Origin of the sequence: Paenibacillus paludis, assembly GCF_042610515.1 — a bacterium.
Taxonomy (GTDB): Bacteria; Bacillota; Bacilli; order Paenibacillales; family Paenibacillaceae; genus Paenibacillus_AQ.
In genome coordinates, this window is sequence record NZ_JBGJZP010000020.1 from 21,502 (window position 1) to 40,082 (window position 18,581).

General features: G+C 47.9%; 18 protein-coding genes. 14 read left to right on the top strand and 4 right to left on the bottom strand.

What is annotated here, in order from left to right:
* Nucleotides 1–72: 72 nt before the first annotated feature.
* Nucleotides 73–261 (bottom strand): hypothetical protein, encoded by a 189-nt coding sequence (locus ACAN56_RS27865; RefSeq protein WP_076111252.1) that lies wholly within the window; start codon nt 259–261, stop codon nt 73–75.
* 195 nt (nt 262–456) lie between these two features.
* On the opposite strand from ACAN56_RS27865, the gene ACAN56_RS27870 reads away from it, so the two are divergent.
* From ACAN56_RS27870 to ACAN56_RS27890, 5 genes are all read left to right on the top strand, one after another.
* Nucleotides 457–621, top strand: coding sequence for a hypothetical protein (locus ACAN56_RS27870; protein WP_156130819.1), 165 nt, complete (start codon nt 457–459; stop codon nt 619–621).
* A gap of 279 nt (nt 622–900) precedes the next feature.
* Nucleotides 901–2,214 carry an ABC transporter substrate-binding protein gene (locus ACAN56_RS27875; RefSeq protein ID WP_379146940.1) on the top strand — a complete coding sequence of 438 codons (1,314 nt, stop codon included), beginning with the start codon at nt 901–903 and terminating at the stop codon, nt 2,212–2,214.
* Nucleotides 2,211–3,908: a methyl-accepting chemotaxis protein gene (locus tag ACAN56_RS27880; protein ID WP_038586926.1), complete on the top strand. Its 1,698-nt coding sequence runs from the start codon at nt 2,211–2,213 to the stop codon at nt 3,906–3,908. The genes ACAN56_RS27875 and ACAN56_RS27880 overlap by 4 nt, the downstream gene beginning before the upstream one ends.
* A 171-nt stretch (nt 3,909–4,079) precedes the next feature.
* On the top strand, nt 4,080–4,922 hold the full coding sequence (locus ACAN56_RS27885) for a methyl-accepting chemotaxis protein (RefSeq protein ID WP_038586928.1): 843 nt from the start codon (nt 4,080–4,082) through the stop codon (nt 4,920–4,922).
* A 185-nt stretch (nt 4,923–5,107) separates the two neighbouring features.
* Complete coding sequence (locus ACAN56_RS27890; RefSeq protein WP_038598751.1) at nt 5,108–5,761, top strand: M48 family metallopeptidase; 654 nt, start codon at nt 5,108–5,110, stop codon at nt 5,759–5,761.
* A gap of 48 nt (nt 5,762–5,809) precedes the next feature.
* On the opposite strand, the gene ACAN56_RS27895 is transcribed toward ACAN56_RS27890, so the two are convergent.
* Nucleotides 5,810–6,685, bottom strand: coding sequence for a GNAT family N-acetyltransferase (locus tag ACAN56_RS27895; RefSeq protein WP_379146943.1), 876 nt, complete (start codon nt 6,683–6,685; stop codon nt 5,810–5,812).
* A gap of 192 nt (nt 6,686–6,877) precedes the next feature.
* Between ACAN56_RS27895 and ACAN56_RS27900 the strand changes: the two genes are divergently transcribed.
* The 8 genes from ACAN56_RS27900 to ACAN56_RS27935 all read left to right on the top strand — a co-directional run bounded on the left by ACAN56_RS27900 (nt 6,878) and on the right by ACAN56_RS27935 (nt 15,592).
* Complete coding sequence (locus ACAN56_RS27900) at nt 6,878–7,963, top strand: outer membrane lipoprotein-sorting protein (RefSeq protein ID WP_038586931.1); 1,086 nt, start codon at nt 6,878–6,880, stop codon at nt 7,961–7,963.
* Nucleotides 7,964–8,191: 228 nt separating this feature from the next.
* Nucleotides 8,192–9,373 (top strand): alanine racemase, encoded by a 1,182-nt coding sequence (gene alr / locus ACAN56_RS27905; protein WP_379146945.1) that lies wholly within the window; start codon nt 8,192–8,194, stop codon nt 9,371–9,373.
* A 212-nt stretch (nt 9,374–9,585) separates the two neighbouring features.
* Complete coding sequence (locus ACAN56_RS27910) at nt 9,586–9,867, top strand: CopG family ribbon-helix-helix protein (RefSeq protein WP_038598756.1); 282 nt, start codon at nt 9,586–9,588, stop codon at nt 9,865–9,867.
* A gap of 3 nt (nt 9,868–9,870) precedes the next feature.
* Complete coding sequence (locus ACAN56_RS27915; protein ID WP_038586937.1) at nt 9,871–10,221, top strand: type II toxin-antitoxin system PemK/MazF family toxin; 351 nt, start codon at nt 9,871–9,873, stop codon at nt 10,219–10,221.
* Nucleotides 10,222–10,387: 166 nt separating this feature from the next.
* Entirely contained in the window at nt 10,388–10,996 is a 609-nt protein-coding gene (locus ACAN56_RS27920) for a TetR/AcrR family transcriptional regulator (protein WP_197073656.1), read from the top strand.
* Nucleotides 10,997–11,273: 277 nt separating this feature from the next.
* On the top strand, nt 11,274–12,482 hold the full coding sequence (locus ACAN56_RS27925; RefSeq protein ID WP_038586944.1) for an MFS transporter: 1,209 nt from the start codon (nt 11,274–11,276) through the stop codon (nt 12,480–12,482).
* A 185-nt stretch (nt 12,483–12,667) separates the two neighbouring features.
* Nucleotides 12,668–14,866 (top strand): Tex family protein, encoded by a 2,199-nt coding sequence (locus ACAN56_RS27930; protein ID WP_179091766.1) that lies wholly within the window; start codon nt 12,668–12,670, stop codon nt 14,864–14,866.
* 186 nt (nt 14,867–15,052) lie between these two features.
* A complete protein-coding gene (locus ACAN56_RS27935) occupies nt 15,053–15,592 on the top strand; it encodes a hypothetical protein (protein ID WP_340894410.1) in 540 nt (179 codons plus the stop codon).
* A gap of 173 nt (nt 15,593–15,765) precedes the next feature.
* Here the strand turns inward: ACAN56_RS27935 and ACAN56_RS27940 are convergent, their stop codons facing one another.
* Nucleotides 15,766–16,689 (bottom strand): ketopantoate reductase family protein, encoded by a 924-nt coding sequence (locus tag ACAN56_RS27940; protein WP_379146949.1) that lies wholly within the window; start codon nt 16,687–16,689, stop codon nt 15,766–15,768.
* Between the two features lie 148 nt (nt 16,690–16,837).
* Between ACAN56_RS27940 and ACAN56_RS27945 the strand changes: the two genes are divergently transcribed.
* Complete coding sequence (locus tag ACAN56_RS27945; RefSeq protein ID WP_038586956.1) at nt 16,838–17,389, top strand: TetR/AcrR family transcriptional regulator; 552 nt, start codon at nt 16,838–16,840, stop codon at nt 17,387–17,389.
* 137 nt (nt 17,390–17,526) lie between these two features.
* Here ACAN56_RS27945 and ACAN56_RS27950 read toward each other — a convergent pair whose 3' ends face one another.
* Nucleotides 17,527–18,555 carry a polysaccharide pyruvyl transferase family protein gene (locus tag ACAN56_RS27950; RefSeq protein ID WP_379146952.1) on the bottom strand — a complete coding sequence of 343 codons (1,029 nt, stop codon included), beginning with the start codon at nt 18,553–18,555 and terminating at the stop codon, nt 17,527–17,529.
* Between the last annotated feature and the right edge of the window lie 26 nt (nt 18,556–18,581).

The following is an 18,581-nucleotide window of genomic DNA, read 5'->3' on the forward strand; positions in this document are numbered from 1 at the left end:
AAACAAGGATGCCTGCACCTGTCTTATGCAGATGCGCATAAAAGAGAGAGGCATCCCCGACTAAGGATACGCTTAGCCTGTTATAGCATCAACTTTGACTTGCGGCGCTTTACTGCACCGCTTGCATACCTTAATTCCGGTTCCATCGCTCTTCACTTTTGGATAGAGCAGTTTAATGCGCGTAGTTTCACAGATCGGGCATGTCCCCCGGCCCCGTGACGGCAAGTTCCAAAGTACGCGGCCCCGTTTTGTTTTCGGCATAATCTTGAACCTCATTTCACAGTTTGAATGGTACCTTCGTAGTATAAAATAAGAGGTATGACATAAAATGTCGCACCTCTTATAAATCTCAATCCAAATAAATGAAATAAAATACATTATTTATGCTCTTTTTTATATAAATGAATTGATTTTCCCTATATACTTAGCAGAATCTACTGTAAAGGAGACTTTGCGATGAGCAATATCATCACGATTCTGAGCGTTGCTGCAATAGCTGTCATTATGCTTTTGATGAATAAATATGTGAAGAACAAAAGCCGGATGCGCCTCGTGCTGGCCATTATGTTTGTGCTCTATATTTCTACGTTTATCATCATAGGAATGTTAAAGGGTTCATGAAGATGTCCCCAAAACTGGATACATATTAAGATGGGGAGTCCGTGCAGAGTGCGGGCTTTTTTTGTTAAAAGATAAGAATTTATATGCTTTACGCTATAAATTATCCTTCTATTTCTCACTGAAACGGTTACCGTCCTTTTGAGGACGGCGAAGCCGTTTCCACTTGTCTGTTCATAAAGCAGAATCACTTTCCGATAAAGAAAACAGTTGTTGAGTGTGCAAAATACTACATTTTTTTTGTTTATTCGACATCACTAGATAGATAGGGCGGTGGCTTTTATGAGGGGAAACAAAGTATGGGGGTTATTGAAGGTGTGTGGGGCTCTCCTGGTCCTAACAGGAATTGTAGGTTGCAGCAACTCCGGTGACGGAAACAAGGAAGAGGCAGCAGCTCAGGAGGTTACACTAAAGTTTGTGTGGTGGGGGAAAGAGCAACGCAAAGAGGACACGCAGAAGGTAGTTGATTTGTATATGAAGGAGCATCCGGGCGTCAAGATTGTGACGGAGGATTTCTCAGGTACAGATGCGCTGTCTTCTCGTCTGGCTATGGATACGGCGGATCAGAAGGCTGCTGATATTATTCAGGGGGATTATGGATTTATATTCAATTATATTAATCGGGATCTCATTGAACCGCTTGGCCCTTATATTAAGAATAAGAGTCTTTCCATATCGGATGTTCCCCCGGAGTACCTGGCTCCAGGCATGAAAAATGATGAATTATATGCGGTCAATATCGGCATTAATTCAGAAGCTCTGATCTATGATCCGGCATTCCTTCAGGAGGCGGGCATTAAGGCACCTTCCCAGGATTATACAATAGATGAGCTGTACAAGACACTTGTAGAACTAAAAGAAACTATAGATGATCCCGATTTCTATCCGATGGGGAATATGTTTGCTGTGAGTTATTTTCTGAGAACCAGAGGCGTATCCATGTACAATGCGGAGGGAACGGCTCTTGGATATGATGATGACAAAGATCTGGCGGATTATTTCACCCTCTATAAAAAATGGACAGAGGAAGGGTTGATAGGCTCATTTAAGGGAGTCAGCAATGATGAGAATCATCCGGTAATAACCGGGAAGACGGCCTTCTTCTCCGTTTCCAGCAATGCATCGACAATCTTGAGCAGCAAGGCAGGAAGAACCATCAAGCTGCTGCCGCTGCCGAAGGCCGGGGACAAAGAAGGGCGCTTTATCAAACCCTCCATGTTCCTCGCGGTGTCATCCTATTCTAAATATCCGGAAGAAGCGGCCAAATTCATTGATTTCTTCATTAATAATGCGGCAGCCAATGACATTCTGAAGGGAGAACGGGGAGTTCCTGTTTCCACTGTGATTGCTGCACAGCTCTCCGGCAAGCTGGGAGAAGGGGGAAAAGAACAGTACGAGCTGCTTGACTATCTCAAGACTCATTCATCCCCAATCGATCCTCCTGCTCCAAGCAGCGCCTTGATTGCTGACAATGCCTATAAAATCATCCTGGAACGTGTGCTGGACGGCAGCATAACCCCGGAACAAGCAGCTAAGAGTTATCGGGCAGAAGCCACCTCAATTCTGGACACAACAGATAAGGGGGCAGCGAAATGAGCAGACTCAGAAACATGACGATTAAAAATAAATTATACGGCGGGTTCGGCCTGATTCTGATCCTCCTGCTGGTTGTAGCCTTCACCAGCTACTTTTACCTTTCCAAGGTCAATGATACCTACACACAACTGCTGACGAACAAATCCCAATCGGTTCAACTGATCAAGGATTTGCGAATTGCCGTGGAGCAGGAAAGGGCAAGCATCAGCGGTTTCCTGATTGATGGAGATGAGTCCAAAGTAGCTGATTTTGAGGGAGCGAAGAATCAGTTCCGCACTGCTCTTGGTCAGCTGAAATCACTCACTACCGATCGTGATGACAAACAAATCCTCGCCGGACTCGATCTCCTGCAGGAGCATTACAGCGGTACTGCTATGCAAGTTATCGACAGTAAAAAGCGGAATAACAGCGATTATCTGGAGATCCTGCAAACGCAGGGACCTGTTCTAAGTAAATTCAGCAGTACGGCAGAACGGTTTGTTAAGCTTCAGGAGGAGGAACTGGAGCTGGAAGCTAATACAACCTTCAGTGATGTATCGGCTACTAAGAAGCTGGTCATTGCATTGACAGGCGCAGCCTTGCTTCTGGGAACTCTGGCCGCGGCTCTGATCAGCAGGGCGATCTCGAATCCGATCCAGAAGCTCCAGAAGATGGCGGTTCAAATTGCCGGAGGGGATCTGCGGAATACTCTGGTGGAGATCAAGAATAAGGACGAGATTGGGCAATTGGCTGAGGCCTTCAATAACATGGGCAACCACTTGCGTGATCTGATCCGGGAAGTGGGCACGAATGCGGAGCATGTTGCCGCCTCATCGGAAGAGCTGACAGCCAGCGCGGAACAAACGGGACAAGCTACGGAGCATGTTGCTTCCATTACGGAGAAATTAGCGGAAGGAGCGCAGACGCAGGTGAACAGTATCGAAGCCAGCGTTGCGCTTGTTCAGAAGATGGACGGAGAGGCCGCGCAAATTGCGGAGCGTTCCATTCATGTCAAGGAATCGGTGGATGTAGCATCCGACCTGGCCACCAAAGGGATTCAGGCGGTTGAATCAGCAATTCACCAAATATCGGCTGTATCAAAAAATGTAAGTGAGGTTTCAGGAGTGGTCAGTGCCTTGGCCGAAAGCTCCAGAGAAATCGGCGAAATCATTGCAATTATTACGGATATAGCGAATCAGACGAACCTGCTGTCGCTAAATGCGGCGATTGAAGCAGCGAGAGCAGGAGAGCATGGCCGGGGTTTTGCTGTAGTAGCCAGTGAGGTGCGCAAGCTTGCGGAGAAGACTGCAGAATCCGGGAAACGCGTCTCTGAGGTAATTCATTCGATTCAATCGGAGACTAGCCGGACCCTCACAATGGTCAGTCAAGGGGAGAAGGAAGTGGAGGCCGGCATTTATGCCGTCCAAACCGCCGGGCAATCCTTTGCCGAAATCGAAGCCTCCATACAAGAAATTAATGAACAGATTGGAGGCGTCTCCGATGCTTCCCAAGAAATGTCGCATGAAACTCATGAGCTGGTAGTTGCCTTTGAGCAGATCAACAGGATCACGTTGGCCTCCTCCGAGGGGACCTATGACGTATCCGCCTCGGCGCAAGAGCAGTTGGCCAGTGTGGAGGAAATTGCAGTGGCCTCAAGAATGCTGTCCGAGCTTGCTCAGGAGCTTCAGGAAAGTATTTCGAAGTTTTCAGTCTAATCAATCTATTGTTAAGAGGGTAACGTTTCTTCCTGGTTTCATAGTTTTATCAAATTATGGCAGGATAAATACGCAATAGACCAACCCAAAAGCAAGGACTAAATGCCTTGTCGGGTGCGTTTTCCTCCGTGCTATAATGATCTAAAATCCTTTATTAGGAGCTGTTGTGTCGTGAAGGGTCAAAATGAAACGGAGATTGAACAATTACTGGATGCTTTGAGAATATCGTTGCCGCTTGTGCAGCGTTTGTTTCCGCTGGATGTCATGTTCGCATTAGCTGATTCGGACAAGTTCATCTATTATCTGCCGGGGAATGAGCTGGACATCCGCATTCAAGAGGGAATGCCGGTTCCGCAGAATGGCGGGATCCGAAGATCCCTGGACACCGGCGAAACGGTTAGTGCAAATATTCCGAAGGAAATCTACGGATTGCCCTTCAAATCTTCGTCTATGCCGATTCAGGGGCAAGACGGGAAGGTTATCGGTGTTTTTACCATTGGGATCAGCCTGCACAATCAAGAAACGTTAAGCGATGCGGCCAATACTCTGGCAACAACCTCTGAAGAGATAAGCTCCACCTCCGGGGAGATAGCCGGAACTGCTTCTGATTTGGCGAATACCGTAGGCGATCTTAAGCTGCTCGGCCAGAAGGTTGTCGAAGAGCTGCATAGTACGGATGAGATTTTGGATTTCATTAAAAAGGTGGCGGACAACTCCAATCTGCTGGGCCTGAACGCCGCAATCGAAGCTGCACATGCCGCCGAGCATGGCCGGGGATTTGGGATAGTAGCGCAGGAGATTCGAAAGATGTCGGTCTCCAGCGCCTCCTCTGCCAAAGAAATCGCCAGCATCCTGCAGGCGATCAAGAAGAACATTACCCTGATGGATGCAACCCTGTTGGATTGTCTGGCACAAAGCGAGCGCCAGGCTGCGGCAACGGAGCAAATCACCGCGTCCATGCAGCAGCTAGCCGCTTCTGCAGTGGAGATCGAAAAGATTGCCCGCCTGATCTAACCCGGTCATTGGTGTTTCATACCAGTGATCAGAGGAGAACTGAATAATATATTTGTGTGAAGAGTCCCCGGTGGGCTCTTTTTTATTTGTGGTGTGTGAAGAGATGCGCACTATGAAACTCTGTATGCTATGCTGGCAAACATGTTACAGTGGAGGAAAGAATATTTATAGAAGCGATGGTGGCTATGCAGATTCAGTTACAGGATGAAATGATTCAAATCCATGTACAGTACGCGAAGCGGAAGAAGATATCCCTTCATATAGATGCAATTGGGTTGATTACGGTAAAAGCCCCCAAGGGGACAAGCGACGAAATGATTTTGGGCGCGGTGGAGCGGCACGGCGAATGGATTCTGGACAAGCTGCGCAAGGGCCGGGAGGCACGGCAGGCACCCAAGGCGAAGGAATATCAGGAGGAAGGGAAGTTTCTTTACCTTGGGAAGGAATACCCGCTGCATGAATTGATTAACGTCGGTGAATGGGATGCGGAGAAGCTGAAGCTGGAACTCAAGAAGTTCTATTTTGCCAGCCTGAAGAAGATTGTCGCGGAACGGATCACCGTTTATCAGAATCAGCTTCGCGTAAAACCGAAGACGATCGAAATCGTTGAATCCAGAACCAAGTGGGGGAGCTGCAGTGCGGACAAGAAACTGACGTTTAATTACCGCCTGGCGATGGCCCCCGCCCAGGTTATTGATTATGTGATTATCCATGAGCTGTGTCATCTGCTGCATATGAATCATGACCGGTCTTTTTGGCGCCGCCTCGGGAGTGTCATGCCGGATTACAAAGAGAAGGAAGAGTTTCTGGCCCGGTTTGGGCAATTCATGACTCTCTAAACATAGCAGATCCCGGGGTTGCGGCTGACTTGCCCTAACTTCCGGTTTCTAGGCGATAGACGTAGCTGGATGCTTCATGTGGGCCGGAAATGAAGAGTTGCCGCAGGTTCTCACAAATAAGCCGCCCGGGTAAGGAGTGCTTTCCGCTTCAATCCCTATGTAATCCGGAGTGAAATGAAAAACTATTTTTTCAGTTTCACTGCTGGCCAGCTTAGCCAAAACAGCTTGAATATCAATGGCTTTCGTAAACACAATGTCGAAAATATTCAGCTCCTTGCCTTCCTGCTTGCAAATAGCTATTACGTCCTCGTTCTCCAGGTAATAGAGGTCGTCGCTGAAGACGTTCAGGCAGTAGAACATCAGCAGCCCGAGCGTGCCGTCTGTTCCAAAACGCCGGGATACCGGCAATCGCTGTGCTGCGAATGTGCGGATAAAGTTTAGATCATCCGGCTGATTCCCGTCTAATTTCCGGATCCCCGCGGAGTCGGTGCTGCCTGAAGTATAGTCGATAGAGAAGAGCTGCTCCTGCGCCGGGATAAAGCCAAACCTCGGATAGAAATCGAGCACCGTATCATTGGCAAAAAGGTACATAAAATCAACCTGATTCGCATACTCCTCCACTACCCTATTCATCAGACTGGCAGACAAGCCCTTATGCCGGTAATCCGGATGCGTCATTACGGTTCCGATCTGGATCGCCTTTTTCTGCTGGCCGTCAATGATCAAGTCCAGCACATTTACTGAAACATTCGCAATCACCTGCTCATCCTCGATATAAGAAAAAGGAATATACCGTTCATTCCAGAACCCTTCCTGATACCACTGTTCGAAGCTTATTCCAAAGCTGCTGGCGGCAAGCCCGGACAGGCTCTTTCGGAGCACCTCATTTTCTTTGTAATCTTTCCTGAAAATAAATCCCTGCATAACTTGTACCCCTTTCAAAAAGCGTTGCTTAAAACAATTCTGCACGTCCCCAGCCAGTTCCTTTGTTGAATCGTCCATACGGCTAATTCGAACCTCTTGTCATGCTTGTCATGCCCGTCTGCATATTGCGGTGTTGTCCCTCATAGACATGTACTAATCAATGCATTCAAAACAGGTTAAGGGGATGATGTCATGCGCCGGATAACATGGGTACTCGCGATCATAATGAGCGTGGCCCTGGTGCTCGCGGGGTGCGGGAAGAAGGATGCCGCTTCCGTAGTCAAAGATTTGAACAATGTGTCTGACAAGCTGGAGAGCAAGCAGGGGGCCTACCAAGGTGCCGGCACGATGACCCTGTACACCGGCGAACAGCCGCAGGAGTACAAGGTGGAGGTGTGGTACAAAAATCCTTCCTACTACCGGATTAGCCTCTCCAATGTCCAGAAGGATGTAACGCAGATTGTTCTGCGCAATGATGAAGGGGTGTTCGTGCTGACACCGAGTCTGGGCAAGAGCTTCCGCTTCCAGAGCGATTGGCCGGATAGCCAAGGCCAGGTGTATTTGTACCAGACACTGCTCAACAGTATTGTCTCTGATAACAACCGCCAGTTTACGGTGGATGGGGACAACTATGTGTTTGAAGTCGCGGCAAATTACCAGAGCAGCGCACTGGTACGCCAAAAAATATGGCTGACCAAAAAGACCTATGAACCGAAACAGGTGCAGGTCTCCGACTCCGAGGCCAAGGTTGTGGTGGATGTGAAGTTCGACAGCTTCAAGTTTGATCCGGAGCTCAATAAGGATTCTTTTGATATGCAAAGAAATATGGCGAACGGTACTCCTTCCGAAAGCACGGTAGCCGAGGTTGATGAGAACGGGAATCCGGTGGCTGCACCGGAGGACAAGGAACAGGCAGATCAGCCGGTTGCTGCGGAGCTTGGCGATTTCGGCATCATTGAACCGGAGTATATTCCTGCCGGTGTAGAATTTAAGGACAGCCACAAAATCGAGGATAGCAAGGATCATTCAGCAATCCTCCGTTATGACGGAATTTACCAGTATACGATTATGGAAGCCCGTCCGCTGGACCACACGGTATCGCTGGTTCCGGGAAAGGTAATCGATCTTGGCTTTACCGCAGGGCTTCTGAGCGGCGATGAACAGCTGACTCTGACCTGGATGAACGACGGCGTGGAATTCCGCATTACCAGTGCGAACCTTCCGAAGTCCGAAATGATGCAAATTGCCGCTTCTATGGCGGAACAATCGGGTAAGTAATATTCAGTAGGCGGATACTGCGCATTGTGGGAGCCCATTCCTCTACAAGCCGTATCCGCTTTTTACTTATTTTTGCCGTTAACCGCCCCTTTGGAGGACCAATCAGCAAGATAGCTGTACTTACATTGACAGCCGCCTTCCATTAGCATTACCATTGGCAGTAAGACTTGTGGTTCCATACGACAATCACAGAGATGTTTTACTACAATGTAAGAAGGTGACCCTGAAGTGCAAGTAAGCTATCGACCTACAGTAGCCGAGATTAATCTGGATGATCTGCGTGCCAATTACGAAGCCTTTCGTGCGGCCTTGCTGCCGGAGACTAAGTTTATGGGATGCGTCAAAGGAAATGCGTACGGCCATGGAGCAGTGGAAGTGACGCGGGAGCTTGAACGACTCGGAGCGGATTATGTTAGTGTAGCCTTTTTGGATGAGGCATTGGAGCTGCGTCAGGCGGGAATACTAATTCCTATTCTGGTGCTCGGCTACACCTCGCCGGAAGGAATAGCCGTTGCCTGGGAGTACAATATAACCGTAACACTGTTCACACCGGATGTACTGGAGGCAATAAGAAGGCTTCCTATAGATCCGGAGCACCGGCTGAAGGTGCATATCAAGATTGACAGCGGGATGGGAAGGCTGGGATTGCTGCCGGCTGACGCGCCCGGTTTCATCGCTGAAGTGCATTCTGTAGCGCAGGCGGAGCTGGAGGGTATGTTTACCCATTTTGCCAAGGCAGACGAAGAAAACAAAAGCTATACACTGATGCAGTACCGGCGGTTCATGAGCGTGGCGGAAACGCTTCGGGACAGAGAGATTGAAATCCCGATCATACATACGGGCAATAGCGCTACGGCCATTGATACACCTCTTCTATCCAGTAACATGGTGCGTGTAGGCATAAGCTTGTACGGATTTTATCCATCGACTGAGGTTAGCCGTACAAAGGTGGCTTTACACCCGGTAATGACGCTGAAGACGCAGGCAGTTTATGTCAAGACCCTGCCGCCCGATTGGGGCATCAGCTACGGCACCCGTTACTTCACAGACAGCGAAGAGATCATTGCTACGCTGCCAGTGGGGTACGCAGACGGATATTCCCGCATGCTGACAGGCAAAGCGGAGGTGCTAATACGTGGACGTCGCGTTCCTGTCGTCGGAACGATCTGCATGGACCAGTGTATGGTATCGCTCAAATCTTTCGCTGAAGAAGCGGAACAAATCAAAGCTGGCGAAGAGGTTGTACTCATCGGAAGCCAGGCTGGCGTGTCCATCACGGCAGACGAACTGGCGCTCCATTTGGGAACGATTCACTACGAGGTAATCTGTATGCTGGCCCACCGGGTGCCCCGCGTATATGTGCGTGAGGGTGCTACTCCGAACCTGGTGAATCCCCTGCTGCAGGCTTGATGTTCTTACTGTGTAACTTTTACAGGAATCGATAAAGGAAGCTGAACCGTAAAGACCTATGTGACTTATGGTCTATACGAACCGCCATTTCTAGTTTATAATGGGATGCAGCATACTTGATATACTGGTTGCATATATTCCTTGTATAAAATTCCTTGTATATTGTAACACTGAAACACAAGGGCAGAAGGTTTGTGGGGGTGGAAGAGAAGGTGGCCAATTTGCAGAACACCAAAAGAATTATGATCAGCTTGCCCGATCATCTCTTACAGGAAGTGGATGGGATCGCTCAATTGGAGAACTCTAACCGGAGTGAATTGATTAGGCAGGCCATGAAGCTGTATTTAAGCGAACGGAGGAAACGCATCATTCGTGAGTCCATGCAGCGGGGCTATATGGAAATGGCCAAGATCAATTTGACGATGGCATGCGAGGCCTTTCTCGCTGAGGAAGATGCAGACAGTACTCTTGGCCGCTTAGTAAGCGGGGTGTAGATATTGATCGTTAAACGCGGCGACGTTTTTTTTGCCGACCTTTCGCCTGTTGTAGGTTCAGAACAAGGCGGAGTACGGCCGGTACTGATTATTCAGAACGATATTGGCAACCGTTTCAGCCCGACGGTGATTGTGGCAGCCATCACTGCCCAGATCCAGAAGGCCAAACTGCCGACGCACGTGGAAATTGATGCGGCAGCCCACGGCTTTGACCGGGATTCCGTTATTCTCCTCGAGCAGGTTCGGACAATTGACAAGCAACGCTTGACCGATAAGATCACCCACCTTGACGATGATACAATGAAGAAAGTGGATGATTCGCTGCAAATCAGTCTGGGCCTGATCGATTTCTAAATCAGGCAGGGCTACATAGTATAGAATGTGTAATGGAGGCACGTCCGGTGTATAATCCGGCGTGCCTTTTTAATTGTATGGAAACTGTATACGAATCTGTGGCTTAAATGTCTTCACTTTAAACAATAGCTATGCTACAATTGGACCGGACGGTCGGGTTAAGGAGGTGGTCGGAATTAAAGGACGTTCTGACGGAGAAGAAACGAAAAAGCGGATAGTGCTAAAGGCAACACAGTTATTTGTTCAGAAAGGTTTTGCAGCGGTGACCATGAACGAAGTCTGTACGGCGGCCAAGGTGAGCAAAGGGAGTTTATATCACCATTTTCCGAGTAAAGATGAACTGTTTCTATATGTAGTAGAAGACGATACCGAGCAGTGGCTCAGCGATTGGGAGCAGAAACGGAACGGAATCAGCGGCATCGAGGAACGTTTCTATGCATTAGGCGAGCATTATGCGAAAGATTTTCAGAATCCGCTGATCCGCGCGCTTGAGGAATACGCCAGATCCCGGCCTCATTCAGAAGAGGTTCAACAGCGTCTCTCCCGGCTCTACGAATCGGCATCACAAGCCTGCCGTAATCTGCTGCAGGAGGGTATGGACACTGGGTACCTGGTCAAGGGCAACCTGGACAATTACGTAATTATTGTAAGCGGCTTGCTGGAGGGAATCAGCAGAGTCAGCGAGATTACAGTTCTGGCCAGCGCGCCGGAGGATATCATGGAGTATTACCGGGATGCCATACGGCTGCTGCTGCAGGGGATACGTACCGGATAGGCATTGAGAATAAGCGTGCCTGTGAAGACAGAGCACTGCTATACGCAGGGGCCGGTTTTATTTTATTGCAGGATTGAGCCCGAAAAATTAGTTTGAGGAAGTCGTTTTTTATTTACCCTTAATTAGACCGGATGGTCGGTCTTATGCGTCTTATTTAAGGTTTTTCATTTGTAGAATAAAGGTATGGCAACTGACGGATAAGCGGATATTTAACTATAAGATAAATAGAACTACCCCTACTTGAGGATTTGGTTGCGGGAATACGGAGGTTATTGCAATGTCATTACTGCTAAGAAACCGGGGGGCTATGCTGCTCCTTATGCTGAATATTTTTCTGGCGTTTACAGGCATCGGACTGGTTGTTCCGATAATGCCTACTTATATGAATGAGCTGCAGATCGGAGGCAGTGTTGTCGGGTTGCTGGTGGCCGCCTTCTCTGTAACCCAGTTGATTGTGTCACCGTTTGCCGGCAGACTGTCGGACCGGATGGGCCGGAAAAAAATTATCGTCGCCGGCTTGATTGTTTTTTCACTCTCGGAGCTGCTGTTTGGGTTGGCAAATGCGCCCTGGCTGCTGTTTGTATCCCGAATGCTAGGAGGTGTCGGAGCAGCGCTGATTATGCCTGCGGTTATGGCTTACGTGGCGGATACGACCTCTACAGAGGAACGGGCTAAAGGAATGGGACTGATCAATGCGGCCATCACCACCGGTTTTATTATCGGACCGGGAATTGGCGGGTATCTGGCAGAGTTTGGTATCCGTGTGCCGTTCTTCGCGGCAGCAGTAGCAGCGGCTTTGGTGGCTGTGATAAGTACATTTGTATTGCCGGAATCGCGCACCGCAGCCCAGCGTGAAGCTGTGAAGACAGCACAGAACGATAAAGAGAGCCTTGTATCTCAACTGGTGCGTTCCTACCGTGAACCCTATTTCTTCGGGTTGGTTATTGTATTTGTACTCTCCTTCGGATTGGCGAATTATGAAACGGTATTCGGGTTGTTTGTGGATCATAAATTTGGATTCACCCCTAAGGATATTGCCTTTGTCCTAACCTTTGGCTCCATCTCGGGGGCTGTGATTCAAGTTACGGCGTTCAGCTGGATATTGAATCGTTTTGGTGAAAATAAGGTCATTTCGTTCTCTTTACTTGTCGCGGGCCTGTTCATCTTCCTCACATTGTTTGTACACGGCTACTGGGCCATCGTTGCAGTGACGTTCATTGTGTTTCTTTCGATGGATATCCTGCGCCCTGCTGTCGGAACACAGCTCTCCAAATTGGCGGTGGAATCGCAGCAGGGCTTCGTGATGGGCATGAATTCTGCTTATACCAGTCTTGGCAATATTGCCGGTCCGATTGTGGCCGGAGTCCTGTTTGACCTGGATATCAACTTCCCGTATGCCGTGGCTGCACTAGTGCTTGTTCTGTGCTTTGGGCTATCGCTAGCATCCGCTAAGCGGATGAACCGGCGGGGCCTGCAAATGAAATGATCTGTGGTTCCTGTATAGGAATGATAATATACTTCGCAGCAAGCCAGCTTTTTCCGGGTCAATGAATCCCTAAACTTTGGTAGATAGCCAATTTGTGATACTATTTCAGGTAGGGATTATAAGAACGCAGAACGTGTGCGGAAAGAGGGATTCAATTGGCTGCAGAAAATACGAATGCCGGTACTGTGCCGGATGAAGCTGCTGCACGGCAGGAGCAGGAACTGATTACCGCGGCGATTGCCAAAGAGCTGGGCATTAGCCTGAAACAGGTGCGTACGACGGTAGGCCTTCTGGATGAGGGGAATACAATTCCGTTTATTGCGAGATACCGCAAGGAAATGACCGGTGAGCTGGACGAGAACGCTCTGCGTGATATTGAGGAAAGGCTGGCCTATCTGCGCAATCTGGGTGACCGCAAGAAAGATGTCATCCGCAGCATCGAGGAGCAGGGCAAGCTGACAAAGGAGCTGCATGAGCAGATCCTGAAGGCAGTCAAGCTGCAGGAAGTGGAGGATCTGTATCGTCCCTTCCGGCAGAAGCGCAAGACGCGGGCAAGTGTGGCCAAGGAGAAGGGGCTGGAGCCGCTGGCGAACTGGGTCATGGAACAGCGCCGGCAGGGGCTTCCACTGGAAGAGGCCGCTAAATATATTGATGCGGACAAAGGCGTGGAGAGTGCTGAGCTGGCGCTGCAGGGCGCGATGGATATCATCGCTGAGAACATTGCCGATGATCCGGTCATCCGTTCCTGGATACGCCAGTACACCGCTAGTCAAGGGGTGCTGGTCTCCGAAGCCAAGGATGCTGAGCAGGAGAGCGTATACGAGAACTATTACAGTTACCGTGAACCGGTACATAAAATGCCGCCGCACCGGATTCTCGCCATCAACCGCGGAGAACGGGAGAACGTGCTAAAGGTAGGCATTGAGGTGACTACTGACAAGATTCATGCCTTTATCTCGCGGAAGCTGATCAAGGGGCCGTCCCCGGTTAAAGAATTGCTGGAGACTGTGACGGAGGATTCCTACAAGCGGCTGATCGCTCCGTCTGTTGAGCGCGAGGTGCGCGGAGAAATGACGGAGAAAGGAGAGAATCAGGCGATCTCGATCTTCTCCGGGAATCTGCGCAGCCTGCTGCTGCAGCCGCCGGTCAAAGGCCGGAACGTGCTTGGCGTTGACCCGGCCTACCGTACCGGGTGCAAGCTGGCCGTTGTGGACGATACCGGCAAGCTGCTGGAGGTAGCGGTCACTTATCCGACGCCGCCGAACAACAAGAAGAAGGAGGCGGCGGCGAAGTTCAAGGAGCTGATTGCCAAATACGGCATTCAGCTGATTGTAATCGGCAACGGCACCGGCTCGCGGGAGACGGAGCAGTTCACCGCCGAGGTCATCGCAGAGATCGGCAATCCTGAGCTGGCGTACCTGATCGTTAATGAAGCGGGAGCCAGTGTCTATTCCGCTTCCAAGCTTGCGCAGGAGGAGTTCCCGGATCTGGATGTGGCCGAGCGCAGCGCCGCATCCATTGCCCGCCGCGTGCAGGACCCGCTGGCGGAGCTGGTGAAGATCGATCCGAAGGCGATCGGAGTCGGGCAGTACCAGCATGACGTCTCCCAGAAGCATCTGGAGGAGAGCCTGAAGGGCGTTGTGGAATCCGCGGTTAACCACGTCGGTGTCGATGTGAATACAGCATCCGCATCCCTGCTGTCCTATGTTGCGGGCGTGAATGCCACAATCGCCAAGAATATTGTGAAGTTCCGCGAGGAGAACGGCAAGTTCGTGACCCGCAAGGCGCTGCAGAAGGTGCCGCGCCTCGGTGCCAAATCCTACGAGCAATGCATCGGCTTCCTGCGGATTCCCGGCGGGGACAATACGCTGGACCGCACGCCGATCCATCCGGAGTCCTATCCGGTGGTGGACCGCCTGTTCCGTGAGCTGGGGCTGGAGGTAGCCCGGCTCGGCAGCAAGGAGGTCGCTGAGGAGCTGCAGGCGCAGAACGCCGAAGAGCTGGCTGCGAAGCTGGATGTCGGCGTGCCTACACTGCGCGACATCCTTGAAAGTCTGCAGCGCCCGGGCCGCGATCCGCGCGAGGAGCTGCCGCTGCCGATCTTCCGCACCGATGTGCTGAAGATCGAGGATCTGGTTCCCGGCATGGAGATGCAGGGAACCGTCCGCAACGTAATCGATTTCGGCGCCTTCGTCGATATCGGAATCAAGAACGATGGGCTGGTGCATATCTCCCAGCTTAGCGGCAGCTTCGTGAAGCATCCGATGGACGTCGTCTCTGTAGGAGACAATGTCACCGTATGGGTCATGGGCGTTGACCTCAAGAAAGGCCGAGTCAGCCTGACCATGCGTCCGCCGCGCAGCGAAGCAGGCAGCGCCAAGTAAATCTAACAGTAAGCCCTCTGCAGATTGCGGGACTGACCCCGTAACGCCGGCAGGGGGCTTTTTTTTCATCACCAATGGCTGACTGTTGGCTTGCACCCCGAACTAGCCGATTGCAAAGTAAGTATTGTGCTGCCGTATAACATTATTTATATTAAGAGTATTATACTAAGGGGGAATAGTGGGAGAATGAAAAAGGCGATGATATTGTTGTTGCTATTGGTGGTTGTATTACCGTCACAGGCGTTTGCCGCTACATATTCTAATGCGTACGTAGACAAGTATTATTTTGAATCCTACAAAGACAGGGTCAAAGAGGTTAAGGATGCGCAGAAGAACTTAAGTAAAGTCTTGGGCACCGAGGTTACAGCCTTAGCGCAGAAATCCAAGGTATCTGCAGCTAACTATAGCAATGCGGTCAAAAACAAGCTGAGCAAGGAGGCTGTCGCCAAGGCTAGAAATGAAATGACACAGGATAAAAAAACGCTCGCGGCAGCAAAAGCCAAGTTGTCAAAAACCGTAAAGAGCGCCAAAAAGGAAAGCGATGCATCCCTTAAAGAGATCGCAAATCATAAAGCATCTCTGGTCAAGATGATCAAGACTCATTTGGAAGGCAAAGACCAACAAAGCGATGCAGCTTTTAATAAGACGCTATCCTCGGAGCTTTCCCAAATAGACTCCAGTTTTAATGCGGCACTGGAATATTTGCAGAACATTGAGCTTGATTAATCCGCGAAGCGGGAAACGTCAAGTAAGTTTAATCAATGACAGGAGAGGTCCGGTTTACTCCCGCTCTCAACTAACTGTTCTCATAACCATGATAGCGGCTGTGTGCGCCCATATTTACTGGACGCGGCAGCCGCTTTTGCTTTTTTATTCAATGAACCTGGGCGTTAACAACGTTACTGAACATGTATTTCCGACTTGATATCATTTTGACTTAAAAATTTCATTAAATCATTTCTCAGCTGCACAATCTCATTGTTAGCATTATTAGCATAATCCGGCAACATCATATCCCTAACCATTTTAGTTCGTAGCCATGTCATAAAGAAAAGATCCAAAAATAAGTTTGGAAATTTAAGCACCAGTTTAAGCATTGGAGGATCAATTGAAACGCCAGCTTTTTGTATTGCCCTTAGATTCGCTTTTAAAGTGACTGTTATTTTGCGTGCCGTCTTTCTGGTTCTGGCTGTTTTTTTGTCAATTATCTTATTCTCAGAATGCAAAATGCTCAACATGGCAATGTCTGATACGGAATGTGTGATTAGATACGCTTGCATATCCTTTTTAATAACGTAGGGAAGCTTTGCTGTTTTAAATAATTTTGCGAGGTTTTCTATGCGTTCTGTCACTACACCATTAATTTCTCCAAATGTAGTTGCCACTAAAATCTTTGGTAGAAATCGAGCATGCAATACTCCATCTTTAATCTGTCCGCCGAAGCCGGGAAAAGCTGGTAAAAGTCTATCCCCTACGATATCCAGCCACGAAGAAAATCCAATTGAATTACTAGTCATCGTGACTATATTTTTGCTTTGATTATCTTTTAGCGCTAACAACGCTGATTCGGACCGATCATAACGAACGGTAACGAAAATAAAATCGTATACATCGTCATTTTCGAGCGTATCAATGACATTTACTTGTATCGATCTAACTGTACCTTTTTCTTTATATTGCAGGCCATTTTCTCTTAACGATTTAAATCTATTAGAATGTGCAAACAGGCTAACGTCAAACCCTGCTTCAATAAGCTTAATTGCGTACATGCTCCCGATGACACCTGCACCAAAAATTAGAATTCTATCTTGTTTTGCTGACATGAATACCACCCCTACTTATTAACATTTCCTTTTGATTATCAGACAACATGTTGTATGATGTGATTATAAATCTTCATTATTCCTTGATCAACCGTCAGTTTTTTATTATTTGTCGGATGATATTCTTATTCGCTAGTAGGAGGGAAACATGAAAAAGCAACCCCAAATAACGGAGAAAACAAGACAAAAGGTTGTAGAAGTTTTTTGTGAGTTATATAGCCAAAAGCCGATTGAGAAAATTTCGGTTCAGGAAATTGCGAATAAGTCAGGATATAACCGCAGCACCTTTTATCAATACTTTACTGACATTTACGAATTGTTAGACTCTGTTGAAAATGACTTATTGAATGACATTAAAAAAGAAATGGCGAATAAAGAGCTATCGATGCATACGGTTCAAGATACGCTCTATTGTCTGGACAAAAGAGAACATCTCCTGGTTCTTAATGCCCTTTTGGGTGATTATGGAAGTGCCCGTTTTTTAAAACGCTTAAAAAAAGAAATCACTTTGGATCAATTAGAATTAAACGTTCCGCAAAACCATTCCTTAACGCCATACTTCATTGAGTTTTACCTGACAACTTCCCTTTCTTTATTTCGTCTTTGGCTCCAGCGTCAAAAGGATTTATCGTCAGAAGAATTTTTCAAGATAGTGGAGAACCTATATTCAAGAGGGATTACGCCCTATTTTAAAGAATGAGTCTGTCATTCAAACCAAATCCATATGTTGTATAACAATAAAAAAGCGCGCATAAGCTTGTTTACACAATATACTCCATAAAGACCATCCGCATTTGTAGAATGCCCTTGCCTAGCGCACACATGCTTTGGTTTATTTTAAGATTCCAAAGCATCTTTAAGAAATTGAAGTGAATTATGACGAAATGCACTTGTTTTTGATTCGTCTATATGATGAAAAGTAACATCATCAATATTTGGAATATTTGATGTATCATAAACATAGCAAGAAGATAAGCCAAACGTATCCAGCAGAGCTATCAGTCTTGAATCCATTGATTTGGGGTCTTGTGGATTATCAGATACCGGGAAAACCAAAAATGGAACCTTATATAAAATGGCAAAAGCAGCCCCATGAAAAGCACTAGTAATAAAATACTTAGCGTGTTTTATGTACCCTACAAATTCCTTCGGACCAACCGTAGCTGCTCCAGCAGTTGCAAGAGATATAATCTCGTATCCGTACTTTTTTGAAAGTGCTTCAGCGTATTCCTGAACCCCTGTAATATCTCGTAAATCATAAGTGAGTATATAGGCTTTTTCTGGCGGAGTAGCAGATATATCATCCCATCCGGATTTATCAAGAAGCATTACTGGATCCAATACATGAGTAATATCTCCATTTTTCATCGTTTTCACAAAAGGGATTGCACTTTTTTCACGAACAGAAACAAAGTCTAAGGAATTAACGTGTGGAGCAAGGATATTTTTTCGATCGGGCTCTATTTCTGCTCCTCCCATGCTTGCTGCGTATGCAATTTTCGTTTTTGATGCTGGAACAAAAGAAAGTGCCATACAGGGTAAAATGTCATCGGAAATAACCCATGGTAAACCCCATATTTGGTCGCTACCGCAAACAAAAATATCGTAATCATCAACACATTCTGCAATATCAGATACTGTATATAAGCGTTCGCTGTGGGGAATGCTTTCGGAAAAAGTCCTGAAATGTTCAGCACCTTTAGCACTTTCATATGCTTGTAAGGTGTATTTGTTTTGCCACTTGAATGTAATTTGCTCACAATGAAATCCTAACTTAGCTATAGCTTTTTGCAGTGCATAAGCTCCAAGTTGGCCACCGTAATTATAGTTTTTGTAGTAAAGAGTAATAATTCCAACTTTTTTCATAATAATCTCCATTCCGAACTAAGTCG

Bases quoted from the DNA above. Each gene is read 5' to 3' on its own strand.
- ACAN56_RS27865 (WP_076111252.1), bottom strand. From the start codon at position 261: ATGCCGAAAACAAAACGGGGCCGCGTACTTTGGAACTTGCCGTCACGG.
- ACAN56_RS27940 (WP_379146949.1), bottom strand. From the start codon at position 16,689: ATGTCAGCAAAACAAGATAGAATTCTAATTTTTGGTGCAGGTGTCATC.
- ACAN56_RS27870 (WP_156130819.1), top strand. From the start codon at position 457: ATGAGCAATATCATCACGATTCTGAGCGTTGCTGCAATAGCTGTCATT.
- ACAN56_RS27875 (WP_379146940.1), top strand. From the start codon at position 901: ATGAGGGGAAACAAAGTATGGGGGTTATTGAAGGTGTGTGGGGCTCTC.
- ACAN56_RS27950 (WP_379146952.1), bottom strand. From the start codon at position 18,555: ATGAAAAAAGTTGGAATTATTACTCTTTACTACAAAAACTATAATTAC.
- ACAN56_RS27890 (WP_038598751.1), top strand. From the start codon at position 5,108: ATGCAGATTCAGTTACAGGATGAAATGATTCAAATCCATGTACAGTAC.
- ACAN56_RS27945 (WP_038586956.1), top strand. From the start codon at position 16,838: ATGAAAAAGCAACCCCAAATAACGGAGAAAACAAGACAAAAGGTTGTA.
- ACAN56_RS27925 (WP_038586944.1), top strand. From the start codon at position 11,274: ATGTCATTACTGCTAAGAAACCGGGGGGCTATGCTGCTCCTTATGCTG.
- ACAN56_RS27880 (WP_038586926.1), top strand. From the start codon at position 2,211: ATGAGCAGACTCAGAAACATGACGATTAAAAATAAATTATACGGCGGG.
- ACAN56_RS27895 (WP_379146943.1), bottom strand. From the start codon at position 6,685: ATGCAGGGATTTATTTTCAGGAAAGATTACAAAGAAAATGAGGTGCTC.
- ACAN56_RS27900 (WP_038586931.1), top strand. From the start codon at position 6,878: ATGCGCCGGATAACATGGGTACTCGCGATCATAATGAGCGTGGCCCTG.
- ACAN56_RS27935 (WP_340894410.1), top strand. From the start codon at position 15,053: ATGAAAAAGGCGATGATATTGTTGTTGCTATTGGTGGTTGTATTACCG.